The organism is Methylomonas sp. LW13 (genome assembly GCF_016865255.1).
In the GTDB taxonomy this organism is placed as follows: domain Bacteria; phylum Pseudomonadota; class Gammaproteobacteria; order Methylococcales; family Methylomonadaceae; genus Methylomonas.
In genome coordinates this window covers 1,625,332-1,641,956 of record NZ_CP033381.1, presented here as the reverse complement: position 1 = coordinate 1,641,956, position 16,625 = coordinate 1,625,332, and the positions used below count along the sequence as shown (strand labels likewise).

Below are 16,625 nucleotides of genomic sequence, written 5' to 3'. Positions count from 1 at the left end.
TCAGTCAGTTTTATAGGCGTCCAATCGACACCAGTCTTCCTGACTGACCGGCGGCGCAACAAAGAAGCCCTGCTCGCGATAAGCTGCTGCTACAGATTCGGCTTGTTCGTTCAAAATTCCCGACAAAACCAACTGCCCGCCAGGCCTGACCAATGCGCCAATAGTTGCGGCCAGCTCAATCAGCGGTTTAGCGAGAATATTGGCAAGGACCAGATCAGCTGCAAACGCGGAAAACTGTTCAGGAAGATAATAATCGATTCGTTGCTGTACCTGGTTTTTTTCGGCGTTGTATTGACTGGCAGTCAACGCTTGCGGATCGATATCCACCGCATGCGCCTGCTTGGCGCCCAATAAGAGCGCGGCCACGGCAAGAATCCCCGAGCCACAACCGTAGTCGATTAATACTTTGTCTTTAATATCGTTACCGGCCAACCACTCCAAACATAATGCAGTAGTCGGATGAGTTCCAGTGCCAAACGCCAAGCCCGGATCCAAAGTCATGCAAACCGTGCCCGGCTCGTGTTGTTCCTGGCCGCTGGGACAAATCCACAAACGATTGGCAAACTTCATCGCCTGGAAATGCTCCATCCACGCCCGTTCCCAAGCCTGATCCTGCAAGACCTCGGCTACCCATTCCTGCAAAGGCTGACCTATGAATTGATTGAACAGCAAGTTGCGTACGATATCCGGATCGGTATCGAGCTCGAACAAGGCGGTGACCCGGGTACGGGTCCAGATTTTGGTTTGATCGATGGCCGGCTCGTAAACCGGCTCATCATCGGCGTCGCTGTAAGTCACCGAAACCGCGCCCAATTCGCTGAAAAACTCCGATATATCAGGAGCGGTGGTTTCGTCGGTGATAACGGAAAGCTGATGCCAGGCCATAGTTATATAAAGCTTTTAGCTGGGAAAGGAGACGCCATTTTCGCAATACCCTCCCCCAAGCCGATTAATGGATACCCAATTTCTTTTCCAGATAGTGGATATTTTGCCCACCCTGGGCGAACGCCGCGTCAGCCATAATACTTTGTTGCAAGGGGATATTAGTTTTGATGCCGTCTATCACCATTTCGCTCAGCGCGGTCTTCATCCGGGCAATCGCACTCGCCCTATCGTCGCCGTGCGCAATCAGCTTGCCAATCATGGAATCGTAATACGGCGGGACTTTATAGCCGTTATAGATATGCGTTTCGCAACGGATGCCAGGTCCGCCCGGCATATGGAATTGATCGATCACACCAGGACTAGGCATAAAGGTTTTCGGGTCTTCCGCATTCAAACGGCACTCGATCGCATGACCGGTAAACTTCACCTGCTCTTGCGTGATCGACAAAGGCTCGCCGGCGGCGATACGCAGCTGTTCCTTCACAATATCGAAGCCGGTAATCATCTCAGTGACCGGGTGCTCGACCTGGACCCGCGTATTCATTTCTATGAAATAAAACTGGCCCTTTTCATACAGAAACTCGAAAGTACCCGCACCTAAATAACCGATTTCCTGACAAGCCAATGCGCAACGCTCGCCCATCTGTTTGCGTTGCTCTTCGGTAATGCCTGGAGCGGGAGCTTCCTCCACCACTTTTTGATGGCGACGCTGCATAGAGCAATCGCGTTCACCTAAATGTATCGCGTTGCCGTGGGAATCGGCTAACACCTGAAATTCGATATGGCGCGGATCTTCCAGAAACTTTTCCATGTAGACGGTGCTATTGCCGAACGCTGTACCGGCTTCGGCCTTGGTCATCGCAATGGCATTCAGCAGCGCGCTTTCGGTATGCACGGTGCGCATGCCGCGACCGCCGCCGCCGCCAGCCGCTTTGATAATGACCGGGTAACCAATTTCCCGCGCCATTTTAAGATTAGTTTCCTCGTCTTCACCCAAAGGATCGCCATTACCCGGCACACAAGGAATCCCCGCCGCCTGCATGGCTTTTTTCGCGGCGATTTTGTCACCCATCATCCTTATGGTTTCAGGTCTGGGACCGATGAATACAAAGCCGCTTTGGCTGACTTTTTCGGAAAAATCGGCGTTTTCGGATAAGAATCCGTAACCGGGGTGGATGGCTTCGGCATCCGTCACTTCGGCGGCGCTGATAATCGCCGGAATATTTAGATAGCTGCCGGCGGATGCCGCGGGACCGATACAGACTGCTTCATCGGCCAGTCTGACGTGTTTTAAGTCGCGGTCCGCTTCGGAATACACAGCCACGGTTTTAATGCCCAATTCGCGACATGCCCGCAAAATGCGCAAAGCAATCTCGCCGCGATTGGCGATAACAATTTTCTCAAACATTAGTCCAGCCCCTTTGTCGGTTATTCGATGATGAACAAAGGTTGGCCGTATTCGACCGGATGGCCGTTTTCAACCAGAATTTGTTTGATTTTGCCGCTTTTATCGGCTTCGATCTGATTCAAAATTTTCATCGCTTCGATAATGCATAAGGTTTGACCGTTGCTAACCGACTGTCCAATCTCGACAAATGCCGCTGAACCGGGAGATGCAGATCGGTAAAAAGTCCCGACCATGGGTGACTTCACGACATGACCACTGACTTTTTCTTCAACTGGAGCGGCATTGACAATTGGTGCCGCCGCCACGGGCGCAGCAACAGGCGCTGCGTATTGCACAGGCGCCGCCGCTGAATAACGGCTGATTTTCACTGATTCTTCGCCTTCGCGAATCTCTATTTCAGCAATATCGGATTCCTCGATAAGATCAATCAGTTTTTTTATTTTTCTAATATCCATTGTTCTGAGTTCTCTCTAGTAATATCTGATGAGCGGCTTGCAAAGCCAATTCGTAACCGTTCGCCCCCAATCCACAGATAACGCCAACGGCGATATCCGAAAAATACGAATGCTTCCTGAAAGGCTCACGGGCATGCACGTTCGATAAATGTACTTCTATGAATGCAATCTTGGTTGCCAGCAAGGCATCGCGAATAGCCACGCTGGTATGAGTAAATGCGGCAGGATTGATAATGATAAAATCGACACCCTGCCGATACGCTTGATGTATGTGTTCAATAATTTCGTGCTCTGCATTGCTTTGCAAAAAGCTTAATTGATGCCCAAGCGTTCGGGCCAATTGCTCCATTGCCTGTTGAATGCTCTGCAATGTTCTATTCCCGTATAGCCCTGGTTCTCGAACACCTAACAAATTTAAATTGGGTCCATTGAGAACAGTGAGGTTTGCCATTGCCGGTGCTGAACAAAAATACTAAATAAAGAGGAATTCTGCCTAATTTGTAGGTTTTTGTCCAGATAAACCGCTTTTCACTTCATTAGCCCGCGTTTTAGCGATTTTTCAGTCATTTTGCCGCCAACAACGGCGCAATCACTTCCAACACTTTCTCTCGCGTCAATTCGCCTAACTGATGATGCACGATTTGCCCTTGTTGATTAATGATGACCGTGAACGGCACGGTATTGATTACATTACCCAGTTGTTGAGCCAACATCGTTGCACCTTCGCCGCCAATCAAAACTGGATAATTGATCTTGACGCGCTTCAGGTAATCTTCTACCGGCTGCTTCTCTTCAATGGCTATGCCGACAAACTGCACACCTTGGTCTTTATACTCGTCCTGAAGCTTGATGAACTCGGGAATTTCCTTCAAACATGGCGGACACCAGGTTGCCCAGAAATTGATAATCAATATTTTGCCTTGCCATTGCGTGACCGACTGCGGCGTATCCGCCAGGTCAGGCAAGCTGAAATTGATTTGCGGAGTCGGTTTACCGGCTTCAGGGGCTGCGAAATATTGTCTGACAAACAGGCCGGCCGCCAGCGCAATAAAGGCAATAGCGGCGACTATCAGTATGATTTTTTTATTCATAGTTGTTGCAAGGTTCTTAAAAAAGTAGCGGCATCTTGGTAGCCGATCACGCGCTGCGCAGCCTGTTCACGGCCATCGGCACCGAAAAATATGATGCCCGGCGGCCCAACCAGTTCGAAGCGTTTTAACAAGGCTTTATCTGCTTCATTGTTATCGGTCACATCGGCCTGGAGCAGGACGAAATCAGCCAATTGTCGCTTAACCTGCGGATCGGTGAAGGTGTAAGCCTCCATCTCTTTACAGGAAATACACCAATCGGCATAGAAATCCAGCATCACCAGCTTGCCGCTGGCCGTTGCCTGCTGGATGCGTTGCTCCAATTCCGCCACCGATGCCACCCTCTGAAAACTAAGCCCCTGAACCGGTTCCTGCGCTTGCGCATTGAAACCCATGCCTTGCAGGGGCTGTAGGGGATTGTCGTTTCCGGCGCTCAAGCCGATCAATTGCAATATGCCGAATACCAGCATGATGATACCTAGCCCTTTCCAAAGCTTGCGCCAACCCTTAGCCGATTCAGGCAGCGGATCGATGGCGCCAAGAAATATAGCGGGAATAACCAGCAATAAAGACCACAAAAACATCGTCACCGCAGCCGGCAGAATCCGCGATAACATCCACACCGCCACGGCCAGCATCGCCACGCCGAATACGGCTTTGGTGGCATTCAGCCAATCACCGGCCTTGGGCAGCAGTTTTCCAGCTGATGCGCCCAACAGTAATAACGGTGCACCCATACCAAGGCCCATCATGAACAACGCCAAACCACCCAACACCACATCACCGGTTTGACCGATGTAAATCAATGCCGCTGCCAGCGGGGCTGCCACGCAAGGCCCGACGATCAGCGACGACAGAGCCCCCATAATACCGGCACCAAGGTAAGACCCATCGCGATGCTTATCACTGGAGTGATGCAAGGCGGATTGCAGCGATTTAGGCAGCTCCAAATGGTAAAAACCAAACATCGAAAGCGATAACAACACGAATAATCCTGAAAATACGGCGATTACCCAAGGCTCTTGAAAGGTCGCTTGCAGATTGCTGCCGAACAAAGCCGCCAAGATACCGAACAGCGTATACATCAACGCCGAAGCGAACACATAACTCAAAGACAGCAAAAAGGCCTTGCGCGTACCGATTTGGTCACCATGACCGACGATGATGCCGGACAGAATCGGAATCATCGGAAACACGCACGGGGTAAAGGCCAGCAACAAGCCGAATCCGAAGAAGCTGAATAAAGTCAGCGCCAAGCTATCATGCCGCAAAGCATTGACGATTTTGTCCTGCTCCGATAATTCGGCAACCGCGGCAGGCTTGGCTTGCGGCAATACATCAGTGGGCGGCAAGTCAAGGCTGACCTTGGTTTGCATGGGTGGATAGCACACACCGCGGTCGGCACAGCCTTGAAACTTTGCCAGCAACTCAATGGTTTCGGCGGCCTTGCTATCTCGTAACAGCGGTATATCGACGCTGATCTGGTTCCGGTAGATTTGCACCTGACCGAACTCAGCGTCGTGGTAAGCAGCCCCTTCCGGAAGTTGCAAGGGCGACAACCGCGTCTGGGTAGAGCCCTCCGCTTTGACCGACAACTTATCCTTATAGAGGTAATAACCCTCGGCAATTTGCCAGGTTGCTTGCACAGTATGCGGATCTTTCAAAGTCGCGAAAAACTGAAAGGCTTGTTCCGCCGGCAATAACTCCTCAGAAAACAAGCCGGGCGACAAACCCTTTAGACCTTTGACAAACTGATTGAGCGCCCCATTGTTTGCAGCGGCCGAAGCTGCAGGGAGCGCCACATCCAGCAGTACTTTTTGCGGCGGATAACAAACCCCGGCATCCGCACAACCTTGGTATTTAACCAGCAGCTTTAATTGGGTTTCACGACCTTGATTAATCAGCGGCAACACGACATCCAAGGTATTGCGATACACCACCACGTCACCCAGACTCGGGTCATGCTCGGTAACGCCTTCCGGCATACTTGCCTGGCCCAGCTGAATCACTTCAGTTTGCGACTGGAACTTGGTCTTATCCCGATACAGGTGATAGCCTTCGACTATCTGCCAGTGCAATTCAACTTTATCGGCGGTTTCGGCCGTGGCAGTTAATTTGAACGCCTGCTCCGGGGGCAAAAAATCCTGACTTTCCAGCGCCGCCGCAGTGCGCCAAAAAACAGCGAATAAACATAATAAAATCAGTCGATGCCAAGGCATGAGTCTATCCATTTCAAATAATCCAGCGAGCCGCTTGCTATCGCGACCGCAATAATTTCCGGGAGTTGGTAAGGGTGTAGGCTTTTCAGCGTCGCTTCAATGGCCGCATAGCGGTCTTGATGACTTTTGATGAGCAGCAAATGTTCCTGAGCGGTTTCAATTTCACCTTGCCATTCATAAACCGAGCACACACCTGGCAAGATGTTCACGCAGGCCGCTAATTTTTGGGTTATCAGAGTGCCGGCCAGTTTGTCAGCAACCTCTAGGTCCGGGCAGGTACAAAGAATCAATTGATACATCGCGATATTATCCTGGAATTTGCACCAAGATGCTCTTAGTATTAGCGGCTTTTTACCGCAACCGGACTCACCATGAAAACCATGCAAATTCTGTTTATCGCTTTTTTGATCGTGCCGTTTGTGGAAATATACGTGCTATTGCAAGTCGGCGGCTTGATCGGCGCCTTTCCCACTATTTTACTGGTGGTTTTTACTGCGGTTTTGGGCGCTTGGCTACTACGTCGGCAAGGTTTCACCACCTGGCAGCGCTTCCAGTCCGGGTTGGCACAAGGGGAAATTCCTGCTTATGAAATGATCGAGGGCCCGATATTGCTGGTAGGCGGAGCGCTGTTATTGACGCCGGGATTTTTCACCGACCTGTTGGGTTTCGCTTGTCTGATTCCAACCTTACGCAGAAAGATTGCCCAGTACATCATCGAGCATCATTTGCTGCAAACTCAGATGGGCTCTGTGTTTAAACAGGCACGAGACTCGCAAACCATTATCGAAGGCGAGTACAACAAACAAGATTAATAAGGTTTTTTTGAATCCGAATCCGCGCCAAAGGCGCAGATTCGGAGCTGGCCACTAGCAGTTATTGACCGGTAGACCCTGCATCAGCACCCAAGGTATTTTTGTCCATACCGGAATATACCGGGCACCAGCCGGAATAACTGGTCGCAACCAAGACCAAGCCAACCAACAACATCAGGATGCTGGCGGTAAACAGCGATACGCTGAGCAACACCACGCCAGAAACTATGCGAACTTTCTTATCTTTCTCGCCGATGTTGTGCTCAAATTTGATCAAACGTTTATAATCGAAGCTCATTTCCAATCCTCTCTGTGTTGTAGTTATTAGTCCCGACGCACGGCTTTCCCTTAAAGGCAAGCAAATATACACAGCTCCTCAAAATCTGCAAGCTATAAAAAATGGACGTCTCTTCTATCATCACCTCCTTAAACGACGACCAGCGTCTGGCCGTTTCCGCTCCCATGCAAGCCATGCTGGTATTGGCCGGGGCCGGTAGCGGCAAAACCCGGGTATTGGTGCATCGCATCGCCTGGCATATTCAAGTCAACCACATTTCGCCCTATAACATCTTGGCGGTGACCTTTACCAACAAGGCCGCCAACGAAATGCGCAACCGTATCGAAGAGTTGCTCGAAACCCCAGCCCGCGCCATGTGGATAGGCACTTTCCACGGCCTGGCCCACCGCTTATTGAGGCAACACGCCAAGCAAGCCAAATTGCCCGACACCTTTCAAGTGATGGATAGCGACGACCAATTGCGCATCATCAAGCGGCTGATGAAAAACCTGAATCTGGACGACAGCAAATGGCCGCCCAAGCAGGCGCAATGGTTTATCAATGCCCAAAAAGACGAAGGCATCCGCGCCAAGCATATGCACGACAACGGCGATTTTTATAACCGGCAGATGAAGGATATTTACCTGGCATATGAAGACGTGTGCCAACGCTCCGGCTTGGTGGATTTTGCCGAGCTATTACTGAGAGCTCATGAACTGTTGCGCGATAACGAGGACTTATTGGCCTTTTACCGGCAGCGTTTCCAACAAGTCCATGTCGACGAATTTCAAGACACCAACACCATCCAATACGCCTGGCTGCGCCTGCTTACCGAAGGCAACAATAATCTGTTCGTGGTCGGCGACGACGATCAATCAATTTACGGCTGGCGCGGCGCCAAAATCGAAAATATTTTCAATTTCCAAAAGCACTATCCGGAGCACGGCATCGTCCGTCTCGAGCAAAACTACCGCTCCACCGGCCACATACTGAAAGCCGCCAACACCCTGATCGCCAATAATGACAATCGAATGGGCAAGGAATTATGGACTGCTGCCGGCGAAGGTCAGGCCATTTCCTTGTATTCGGCGTTTAACGAGCAAGATGAAGCGTATTTCGTGGTCGAGAAAATTCGGCAATGGGTTAGAGATGGTGGCTTACGCAGCGAGACCGCAATTCTGTATCGATCCAACGCCCAATCGCGACAGTTTGAAGAACGCTTGATGACCACCGCCACACCTTACAGGGTATACGGCGGCCTGCGATTTTTCGAGCGTATGGAAATCAAAAATGCCCTCGCCTATTTACGACTGTCTACCAACCCGCACGATGACCCTTCGTTTGAACGGGTAGTGAATACGCCAACACGCGGTATTGGGGCCAAAACCCTGGACGACATGCGCATTTTGGCCCGCGAACAACAGCTATCACTGTGGCAAGCCGCGTTGGCTATGTTGGAAAGCAATCAACTACCTGCCCGCGCCAGCAATGCCCTGCGTGGCTTTTTAAATCTGATTATCGCGCTCGGCGAAACGACGAAAGAATTGAGTCTGCACGAAACGGTCAAACAAGTCGTCGAAACCAGCGGCTTAATCGAACTGTATAAGAAAGAAAAACAGGACAAAGGCGAAGCCAGAGTGGAAAACCTGGAGGAGTTAGTCAACGCCGCCAGACTATTTGATTACGACAGCGAAAACGCCGAAAACCTGGGCGAGTTGGACATGTTCTTAGCGCACGCCGCATTGGAAGCCGGCGAAATGCAAGGCGAAGTCGATGAAGATTGCGTACAGTTGATGACGCTGCATTCGGCTAAAGGCTTGGAATTCAAACTGGTGTTTCTGGTCGGCTTGGAAGAAGGCCTGTTTCCCTCGCAACAAGCGCTGGACGATGCGGGCCGCTTACAGGAAGAACGCCGACTTTGCTACGTCGGCATCACTCGGGCCATGCAACAACTTTACTTGACGCACGCCGAGTCGCGGCGCCTATATGGTAAAGACAGTTATCCCCGCGCCTCTAGGTTTTTGCGCGAACTGCCGCCGGAATCGATTCAGGAAATCAGGTTACGCGCCAATGTCAGCAGACCGACTACCAATAGCGCATCGCAGTCCAAAGGCTTGGGCAGCAAGGGTACTTACAAACTCGGACAGCCTGTCAGGCACGAAAAATTCGGCGAAGGCGTGGTACTACAAATGGAAGGCGAAGGCGAACAAGAGCGGGTGCAAATCAATTTCCGCAATGCGGGCATCAAATGGCTGATGCTGGCTTACGCCAAACTGGATGCTGCTTAGAATATATTAAAAACGCGGCGTGCGGATCAACCGAACGCCGCGAAACAAGCCAATCCGACTAAGAGGATTAGTCGGTGACAGTAATGACCTTCAGGGAGTTAGTCCCGCCGCTGGCGCCGGTCAAGTCGCCTTTGGTGCGGATCAGTGCATCGCCCGCTTTTACGACACCACGGACTTTCAAAGCCTTGATCAGGCTATCGGTCACGCTGGCCGACTCCATTTTCTCCTTAGCAAACGGAATCGGAAACACACCTTTGTAAAGAGTCACACGCCCCAAAGTGCGCTCCTGACTGCTGAAGGCAAAGATAGGAATATCCGAGCTGATCCGCGACATCCAAAGCGGAGTAGAACCCGACTCGGTCAAAGACGCTATACCGGCAATTTTGGTATGGTTGGCCATATACATCGCAGACATCGCAATCGCTTCGTCCATCCGTTCGAACTTGTCGGTCATCCTGTGCATGGATTTGGTCACGCTAGGTTGCTTTTCAGTTTCCAAACAAATGCGAACCATGGCTTGCACGGTTTTCACCGGATGCTTGCCTGAGGCGGTTTCCGCGGACAACATGATCGCATCGGTACCATCGACAATGGCGTTGGCCACATCGAATACTTCCGCACGGGTCGGGATTGGATTCTCGATCATCGACTCCATCATTTGCGTAGCCGTGATCACCGCCCGGTTCAACTCGCGCGAACGGCTGATCAGCAGTTTTTGCGCAGCCGGCAAATTGGCGTCGCCGATTTCCACACCCAAGTCGCCACGCGCGACCATGATCGCGTCCGAGGCCAGGATGATTTCGTCGATAACTTCCATCGCTTCCGCGCGCTCTACCTTGGCAACCAATCCGGCGTAAGAACCAGCTGCTTGCAACAGCTCACGGGCTTCGTTCATATCGGCTGCCGTACGCGGGAAGGAAATCGCCACGTAATCGGCTTGAATCACCGCGATGGTTTTGATGTCTTCCTTGTCTTTGTCAGTCAAAGCTGCCGCGGACAAACCGCCACCCAACAAATTGATGCCTTTATTGTTGGACAAATCGCCGCCAACTACTACCGTGGTATTGACGCGGGTGTTGTTTTCAACATTGACCACGTCCAATACAACCCGTCCGTCGTCCAGCAACAACCGTGTACCCGGTTTCACTTCACGCGCCAACGGCTCGTAGCTGATGCCGACTTGGGTGTTGTCGCCATCCAGTTTGCCTAGATTAATGTCCAAAGCAAAAGCTTGACCTTCTTCCAACCAAACTTTGTTCTCTTTAAACCGCTCGATACGGATTTTCGGACCTTGCAAATCGGCCAGAATACCGACGCGACGCCCGGTTTTTTTACTCAGCTCGCGAACCCGGTTGGCGCGGTCGATATGATCCTGCGCCGAACCGTGCGAGAAATTAAGCCTGACAACGTCGATTCCAGCCTCGAACAACTCTTCAAGTACACCGGGCTTGTCCGTAGCAGGTCCCAGCGTAGCCAGGATTTTCGTTCTTCGTAACAGCATGTAAACCCTTATTTAGCGTTAAACAAAGCAACCGTGGTATCGAGCATACGGTTTGAGAAACCCCACTCGTTGTCATACCAGGACAAGACTTTCACGAAATTGCCACCGGTGACTTTGGTCAGGCCCGCTTCGTAGATAGAAGAATGTGGGTTGTGGTTAAAGTCCATGGATACCAAAGGCTCGTCGTTGATGGCCAAAATGCCTTTCAATGGGCCGGCAGCCGCTTCGCGCAGGATGCTGTCGATTTCTTCCTTGGTGGTGTTGCGTGAAGCTTGGAAGCACAAGTCAACAACCGATACGTTGATGGTAGGCACGCGCATCGCGAAGCCGTCCAGTTTGCCTTTCATTTCCGGCAATACCAAACCTACTGCAGCAGCCGCACCGGTTTTGGTGGGGATCATGGATTGCGTCGCGGAACGGGCGCGGTGCAAGTCGCTGTGGTACACGTCGGTCAATACTTGGTCGTTAGTGTAAGAGTGAATGGTGGTCATCAAACCGTGATCGACACCAATGCTGTCCATCAAAGGTTTAACCAAAGGCGCCAAGCAGTTGGTGGTGCAAGAAGCATTAGAGATAACGGTGTCGGACGCTTTCAAGGTTTGGTGGTTAACACCGTAAACAATCGTGGCATCGACATCGTTGCCGCCAGGTGCGGAGATAATGACTTTTTTTGCACCGGCAGTGATATGCGCAGACGCTTTGGCTTTGCTGGTGAAGAAGCCGGTGCACTCGTGAACCACATCAATTCCCAACTCAGCCCAAGGCAATTTAGCGGGATCTCTTTCAGCAAATACCCGGATTTTATCGCCATTGATCACGATGTAATCACCGTCTACAGACACATCAAACGGAAATTTACCATGTACGGTGTCGTATTTGGTCAAGTGTGCGTTGGTTTTGGAATCGCCCAAATCGTTGATAGCGACCACTTGGATCTCGTTGGTGCGACCTGATTCGTACAAAGCGCGCATGACATTGCGACCGATACGACCATAACCGTTAATTGCAACTTTAATTGCCATAGAGTTTTCTCCGGGATGAGTGTGAAAGACTTGCGTCGAGATGTGCCAAAAGCACCAAAAATAGACTGGATTGTAGCAACAAGCAGCCCTCTACGTCTACCGCCGCGGCGCGTTGCGGCGTACAGAAATCCGGCTTTTTAAACATGTCGGGGCTCTACCCCTGTTGAAGGGCGCTTACCATCCTGCACCTATAGGCCCTAAAGACAAACCAGTAATCAATAGCGCCGGCCGGATAAAAGGTACAATTCTATTTTTTCCACTTACCGCAGCACAACCCATGCAAATTCAATGGTATCCCGGCCACATGCACAAGGCCAGCAAGGAGATCAAGTACGCCTTGCCCGACATCGATTTGCTGATCGAAATACTCGACGCCCGCATTCCTTACAGTAGCCAAAACCCCATGCTGGCGAGTCTGCGCGGCGACAAACCCACCATCCGCGTCCTCAGCAAAACCGATTTAGCCGATCCGGAAATGACTAAAACCTGGCAAGCTTATCTGGAACGGGAACAGGCGGTCAAAACCCTGGCCGTCACTACTCAACAACCGGAAAAAATCAAACAGATTATCGACTTGTGCGCCAAGATGCTGCCGGAGAAAACCGCCGCCAACAAGGTCATCCGCACCATGATCATGGGCATACCCAACGTCGGCAAATCCACCATTATTAATGTGCTGGCCGGCCGTACCATCGCCAAGACCGGCAACGAACCTGCCGTTACCAAACAGCAGCAACGCATCAATTTGGCCAATAACATCGTACTATCCGACACCCCTGGCGTACTCTGGCCAAATGTGGAAAACCGCCACAGCGGCTACCGACTGGCAGTAAGCGGCGCCATCAAGGATACGGCTTTCCAACACGACGACATAGCACTGTATGCCTTGGAGTATCTGCGTACAGCCTACCCGGAGCAGTTAAGCCAACGCTATCGTTTGGCACCTTTGCCAGAAGAACCGCTCGCGCTATTACAAGCCATCGGCGCGAAACGCGGCTGTTTGCGTAGCGGCGGCATCGTCGAATTGGACAAAGCCGCCAAGCTACTAATGAATGAATTGCGCGCCGGCACCTTGGGTCAAATCACCCTGGAAACCCCCGAGATGATAGAAGCGGAAATGCTGGAACTGGCCGCCATCCGCGAGCAAAAGGCCGCTAAACAAGCAGCCAGACGGCGCGGCGGCAACCCACAGAATTAAAAGTCGCCAGACTAGAGTTCATCTCATCCCAAATCCCAAGCGCGTCAGCTATTACGCTTTCATAACCTTATAAATATGGTGCGCGCCGGCATGATTAACGGTGCTTTCTTCCACGGTAACCGAAAAACCGAAATCCGGGCCAATGTTTTTCGGATCGTGTTCCTCGCCGACAAAATCCGAGTAGGGAATATAAATCCGCGTGTGCTCGGTAATATAGTCTTTCACTTGATGGAAAAACCGTTTCAATATATCGCGCCCGCCGTCTTTGTTCAGCCCGAAGGTGCCGTCGGACGGGTAATAATTGAAATTAAAAACGATCAGGTCGAACAGCGTGTGCGGCACATCGGCAAATAAATCGCTATGCAGAAAATCGATAGGTGCCAAGTCAGGATTCAAGCGCGAGTTTTCCAGGGTGCAATCTACCGCGTCCCGATTAAAATCGACACCCATGACGCTTTCACAGCCTATTTTTTTTAACAAAAACGCGAAATAGCCGCTGCCACAGCCCATATCCAAAGCCATTTCGGCGGGCGGTTGTTGCAGAATGAAATTCCCAAAAAATGAGCTGGTCAACCCAAAATCGGACGGAAACACATTTTTCGCAATCTTCAAAGTGATGCCATCCAACTCCGTCATATAGGGTTGTTTTTCCAAATAGTGGGCCAATTCCTGCTTGCGAGCATCGATGCTCATATCCGGCTGTTTCATAATTTGCGATAGAGTTGAGTGGCGCCACGCTTTTGGACGCGATTGTTTCAGGAGCCCGCCATAATCGGCTGGCCGGTTCATACTTGAATCCTACAACAAACAGCGGCGGGCAACCAAACCCTGTGCAGTTATTGCCCACCGTGCCAGGCCTGCATCATTGACCAACTGCCTGCCTTTGATGTCGGCCACGCGGTTCGACCACCACGTGAGAGCGGGCAATTTGCCCGCCATTTTCGGGCAAATATCAGCTTACCCAGGCCACCGCCTCACCTACACTGCAACTGTCCGCGATATTCAGAGCCCAAACATCAGCCTGCATACCTAGCCACCATCAAGCAGAGAACACACCATGAACACATATCTTTTCGACGACCGCCGTATCGATTGGCAAACCCTGGAGGGGTTCGAGCATTTACGCTATTTCATTTTGAACATTGACACCGACGCCAACATTGTCGACGTCTTGTTCAAATTTGCCGCCGGCCAACAAATAGTGCTGCACCGACACAAAGCGCCAAACCACATTTTCGTCATTCAAGGCGAACATAGAATCTACCACGCCGACGGCACCTTGAAGGAGATCAGACCAGTCGGCAGCTACACCGTCAGCCCAGCCAGCGAGGTGCCGCACCGGGAAGGCGGCGGCGACATTGACGTCATCCTGTTATTCAGCATCCGCAGCACGGGGGTGCTTTACGACATACTGGACAACGATACCAACGTTATTGGTAGCCTGGCAATGTCCGACTTCGTGGCACTACACCAAGCGCAGTCCGGGCAAACCGGATAAAAATCACGCAATCCCGGTCATTTTGAACGGGTGCAATGAAAACCTCGCTCTCCGCTCCGTTACTATTTGCTCAGGAATTGAGCTGTAACGGCACTATCCAGTAGCGCCAGACTTTACTACTATCATCTCAGCTCGGCCGTCTATTCATGACTAGGGCTTTAACTATTTATTAACCCAACCCTATTTATCGTGGGTATGCCGTTGGGGCTGAGATTCTATGATTATTTGTCAAGCAGTGCCTGGAAGAATCAGTCTTTCCGTTCACAGGGGCGTCATCATCAATAACATCAAATTTAAGCTCTTCCCCTTTTAAAAAGAGGATCGATGGGGCTTATACGGCATGAACAATGCCCAAGCGGAACTTAATGGCATTGCGTTTATCATCAGAACCAAGCAGCGATTTATCTATTGTGGAATATTGTTGTAAGGTTTAAGCCAACCCTTACAACTTAGAGCGTGTGACCGATCCGATTAAGGAAATTTCCGATGCTCTCCCGTATTCTATTCAGCAGCAGTACCGCCAATTTCCCGGACGAGTTGATACGTACATTACCGTTCAGAATTGCCTTCAGAGCTTATGCCGGAATGCCGGTGATTCTGACCCCCCGTCACAGCTTTCCGGACACACAAACCAATTCGGTATCGACTTGGCAGCGGCTAGGCCAATACTGGAGTGATTGCATCGATTGCCTTATCCTGGCTGCGTGCCTTACCCTGCGCGGCTATCTGTGCCGCAGCCATTTAAAACGCCCTTAGCACTTATCTTCAATAATAAAAACACGAGGCTTTTCATGACTACCAGTATCGAAATCAGCGAATCGGTCCGCCATTATTATGGTCAGGTCTTGCAATCCAGCAACGATCTGAAAACCAGCGCCTGTTGCAGCATCGACGCCATGCCAAGCTATTTAAAAGCCTTGCTGACCAACCTGCATCCCGAAGTGTTGGAACGGTTTTACGGCTGCGGCTCCCCCTTACCCCCCGCATTAACGGGTAAAACCGTGCTGGATTTGGGCTGCGGCACCGGCCGCGATTGCTATCTGTTGTCGAAGCTGGTCGGCGCGTCAGGACGGGTAATCGGCGTAGACATGACTCCCGAGCAACTAGAAGTGGCCGTGCGTCATCGCAACTGGCATGCCGAGCGCTTTGGATTTGCCAATGTTGAGTTTTTGCACGGTCACATCGAAAACCTGCACACCGTAGGTATCGCCGACAACAGTGTCGACGTGGTGGTCTCCAATTGCGTGATCAACCTGTCGCCGGAAAAACCCAGCGTGCTGGCGGAAATATTCCGGGTGTTGAAGCCCGGCGGCGAGCTGTATTTTTCCGATGTTTTTGCCGATCGCCGCATCCCGTTCAAACTGCGCCAGGACCCGGTGCTATTAGGCGAATGTCTGGGCGGCGCATTGTATTGGGAAGACTTCCGACGCATATTGCACGACTTAGGCTGCCCCGATGTCCGCAAGGTCAAACAAAACGCCATCAGCATCGACGACCCGGACGTGTTCGCCAAAATCGGCATGGTCAAGTTCGATTCGGTGACGGTGCGCGCCTTTAAAATGCCCCTGGAAGACCGTTGCGAGGACTTCGGCCAGGTCGCAACGTATTTGGGCACTATTGAGCAGCACCCGCACAGCTTTGATTTGGACGATCATCATCATTTCGAAACCGGCCGGCCGTTAAGAGTCTGCGGAAACACCGCCGACATGCTGGCGGGTAGCCGCTATGGCGAACACTTCCAAATACTAGGAGACAAAACCCGGCATTTCGGCTTATTCGACTGCTCGCCCGGACCCGGCAGCGAATCAGCCAAGGCTGACAGCGCCTGCTGCTGAGATGGACTGATCCGGTAAATTGGGCGAACGACAGGCGATGTTGTTCATGTGGTGATACGCTCGCGTTGCCGCAATAAAGCCACGCATCGCCATACCGACAACTGCAAAACCGATTGGATAAAGAATCCTGAGAAGAATC

General features: G+C 51.4%; 17 protein-coding genes. 6 read left to right on the top strand and 11 right to left on the bottom strand.

Going from position 1 to position 16,625, the window contains the following annotated elements; translation table 11 throughout:
• The 7 genes from prmA to cutA all read right to left on the bottom strand — a co-directional run bounded on the left by prmA (window position 1) and on the right by cutA (window position 6,354).
• Window positions 1-885, bottom strand: a complete 885-nt coding sequence (gene prmA, locus JL719_RS07365; protein WP_033158965.1) for a 50S ribosomal protein L11 methyltransferase — start codon at window positions 883-885, stop codon at window positions 1-3.
• A gap of 64 nt (window positions 886-949) precedes the next feature.
• The gene (gene accC, locus JL719_RS07360) at window positions 950-2,293 is read right to left on the bottom strand and encodes an acetyl-CoA carboxylase biotin carboxylase subunit (protein WP_020482567.1); all 1,344 of its coding nucleotides are present in this window, start codon (window positions 2,291-2,293) and stop codon (window positions 950-952) included.
• Between the two features lie 20 nt (window positions 2,294-2,313).
• Window positions 2,314-2,748, bottom strand: coding sequence for an acetyl-CoA carboxylase biotin carboxyl carrier protein (gene accB / locus JL719_RS07355; protein WP_033158964.1), 435 nt, complete (start codon window positions 2,746-2,748; stop codon window positions 2,314-2,316).
• Window positions 2,738-3,199 carry a type II 3-dehydroquinate dehydratase gene (gene aroQ, locus JL719_RS07350; RefSeq protein WP_033158963.1) on the bottom strand — a complete coding sequence of 154 codons (462 nt, stop codon included), beginning with the start codon at window positions 3,197-3,199 and terminating at the stop codon, window positions 2,738-2,740. Before aroQ ends, accB begins: the two co-directional genes overlap by 11 nt.
• A 112-nt stretch (window positions 3,200-3,311) precedes the next feature.
• Entirely contained in the window at window positions 3,312-3,839 is a 528-nt protein-coding gene (locus JL719_RS07345) for a TlpA family protein disulfide reductase (protein WP_033158962.1), read from the bottom strand.
• Window positions 3,836-6,055, bottom strand: a complete 2,220-nt coding sequence (locus JL719_RS07340) for a protein-disulfide reductase DsbD (protein WP_033158961.1) — start codon at window positions 6,053-6,055, stop codon at window positions 3,836-3,838. The genes JL719_RS07345 and JL719_RS07340 overlap by 4 nt, the downstream gene beginning before the upstream one ends.
• Entirely contained in the window at window positions 6,037-6,354 is a 318-nt protein-coding gene (gene cutA / locus JL719_RS07335; RefSeq protein WP_033158960.1) for a divalent-cation tolerance protein CutA, read from the bottom strand. The genes JL719_RS07340 and cutA overlap by 19 nt, the downstream gene beginning before the upstream one ends.
• Window positions 6,355-6,426: 72 nt before the next feature.
• Between cutA and JL719_RS07330 the strand changes: the two genes are divergently transcribed.
• Window positions 6,427-6,867, top strand: a complete 441-nt coding sequence (locus tag JL719_RS07330; RefSeq protein ID WP_033158959.1) for an FxsA family protein — start codon at window positions 6,427-6,429, stop codon at window positions 6,865-6,867.
• Window positions 6,868-6,928: 61 nt separating this feature from the next.
• On the opposite strand, the gene JL719_RS07325 is transcribed toward JL719_RS07330, so the two are convergent.
• Window positions 6,929-7,165, bottom strand: a complete 237-nt coding sequence (locus tag JL719_RS07325) for a YgaP family membrane protein (protein ID WP_033158958.1) — start codon at window positions 7,163-7,165, stop codon at window positions 6,929-6,931.
• Between the two features lie 101 nt (window positions 7,166-7,266).
• Here JL719_RS07325 and uvrD point away from each other — a divergent pair, with 101 nt between their 5' ends.
• A complete protein-coding gene (gene uvrD, locus JL719_RS07320) occupies window positions 7,267-9,432 on the top strand; it encodes a DNA helicase II (protein WP_033158957.1) in 2,166 nt (721 codons plus the stop codon).
• A 67-nt stretch (window positions 9,433-9,499) separates the two neighbouring features.
• Here uvrD and pyk read toward each other — a convergent pair whose 3' ends face one another.
• Window positions 9,500-10,933, bottom strand: coding sequence for a pyruvate kinase (gene pyk, locus JL719_RS07315; protein WP_033158956.1), 1,434 nt, complete (start codon window positions 10,931-10,933; stop codon window positions 9,500-9,502).
• An 8-nt stretch (window positions 10,934-10,941) separates the two neighbouring features.
• Window positions 10,942-11,955: a type I glyceraldehyde-3-phosphate dehydrogenase gene (gene gap, locus JL719_RS07310; RefSeq protein ID WP_033158955.1), complete on the bottom strand. Its 1,014-nt coding sequence runs from the start codon at window positions 11,953-11,955 to the stop codon at window positions 10,942-10,944.
• Between the two features lie 277 nt (window positions 11,956-12,232).
• On the opposite strand from gap, the gene ylqF reads away from it, so the two are divergent.
• Window positions 12,233-13,153: a ribosome biogenesis GTPase YlqF gene (gene ylqF / locus JL719_RS07305; RefSeq protein ID WP_033158954.1), complete on the top strand. Its 921-nt coding sequence runs from the start codon at window positions 12,233-12,235 to the stop codon at window positions 13,151-13,153.
• Window positions 13,154-13,204: 51 nt separating this feature from the next.
• Here ylqF and JL719_RS07300 read toward each other — a convergent pair whose 3' ends face one another.
• A complete protein-coding gene (locus JL719_RS07300) occupies window positions 13,205-13,861 on the bottom strand; it encodes a methyltransferase (protein ID WP_051670434.1) in 657 nt (218 codons plus the stop codon).
• A gap of 349 nt (window positions 13,862-14,210) precedes the next feature.
• Between JL719_RS07300 and JL719_RS07295 the strand changes: the two genes are divergently transcribed.
• The 3 genes from JL719_RS07295 (at window position 14,211) to JL719_RS07285 (ending at window position 16,486) form a co-directional block, all read left to right on the top strand.
• On the top strand, window positions 14,211-14,651 hold the full coding sequence (locus tag JL719_RS07295) for a cupin domain-containing protein (RefSeq protein WP_033158953.1): 441 nt from the start codon (window positions 14,211-14,213) through the stop codon (window positions 14,649-14,651).
• 486 nt (window positions 14,652-15,137) lie between these two features.
• Window positions 15,138-15,407, top strand: coding sequence for a hypothetical protein (locus JL719_RS07290; RefSeq protein WP_033158952.1), 270 nt, complete (start codon window positions 15,138-15,140; stop codon window positions 15,405-15,407).
• Window positions 15,408-15,442: 35 nt separating this feature from the next.
• Window positions 15,443-16,486, top strand: a complete 1,044-nt coding sequence (locus JL719_RS07285; RefSeq protein ID WP_033158951.1) for a methyltransferase domain-containing protein — start codon at window positions 15,443-15,445, stop codon at window positions 16,484-16,486.
• Window positions 16,487-16,625 lie beyond the last annotated feature (139 nt).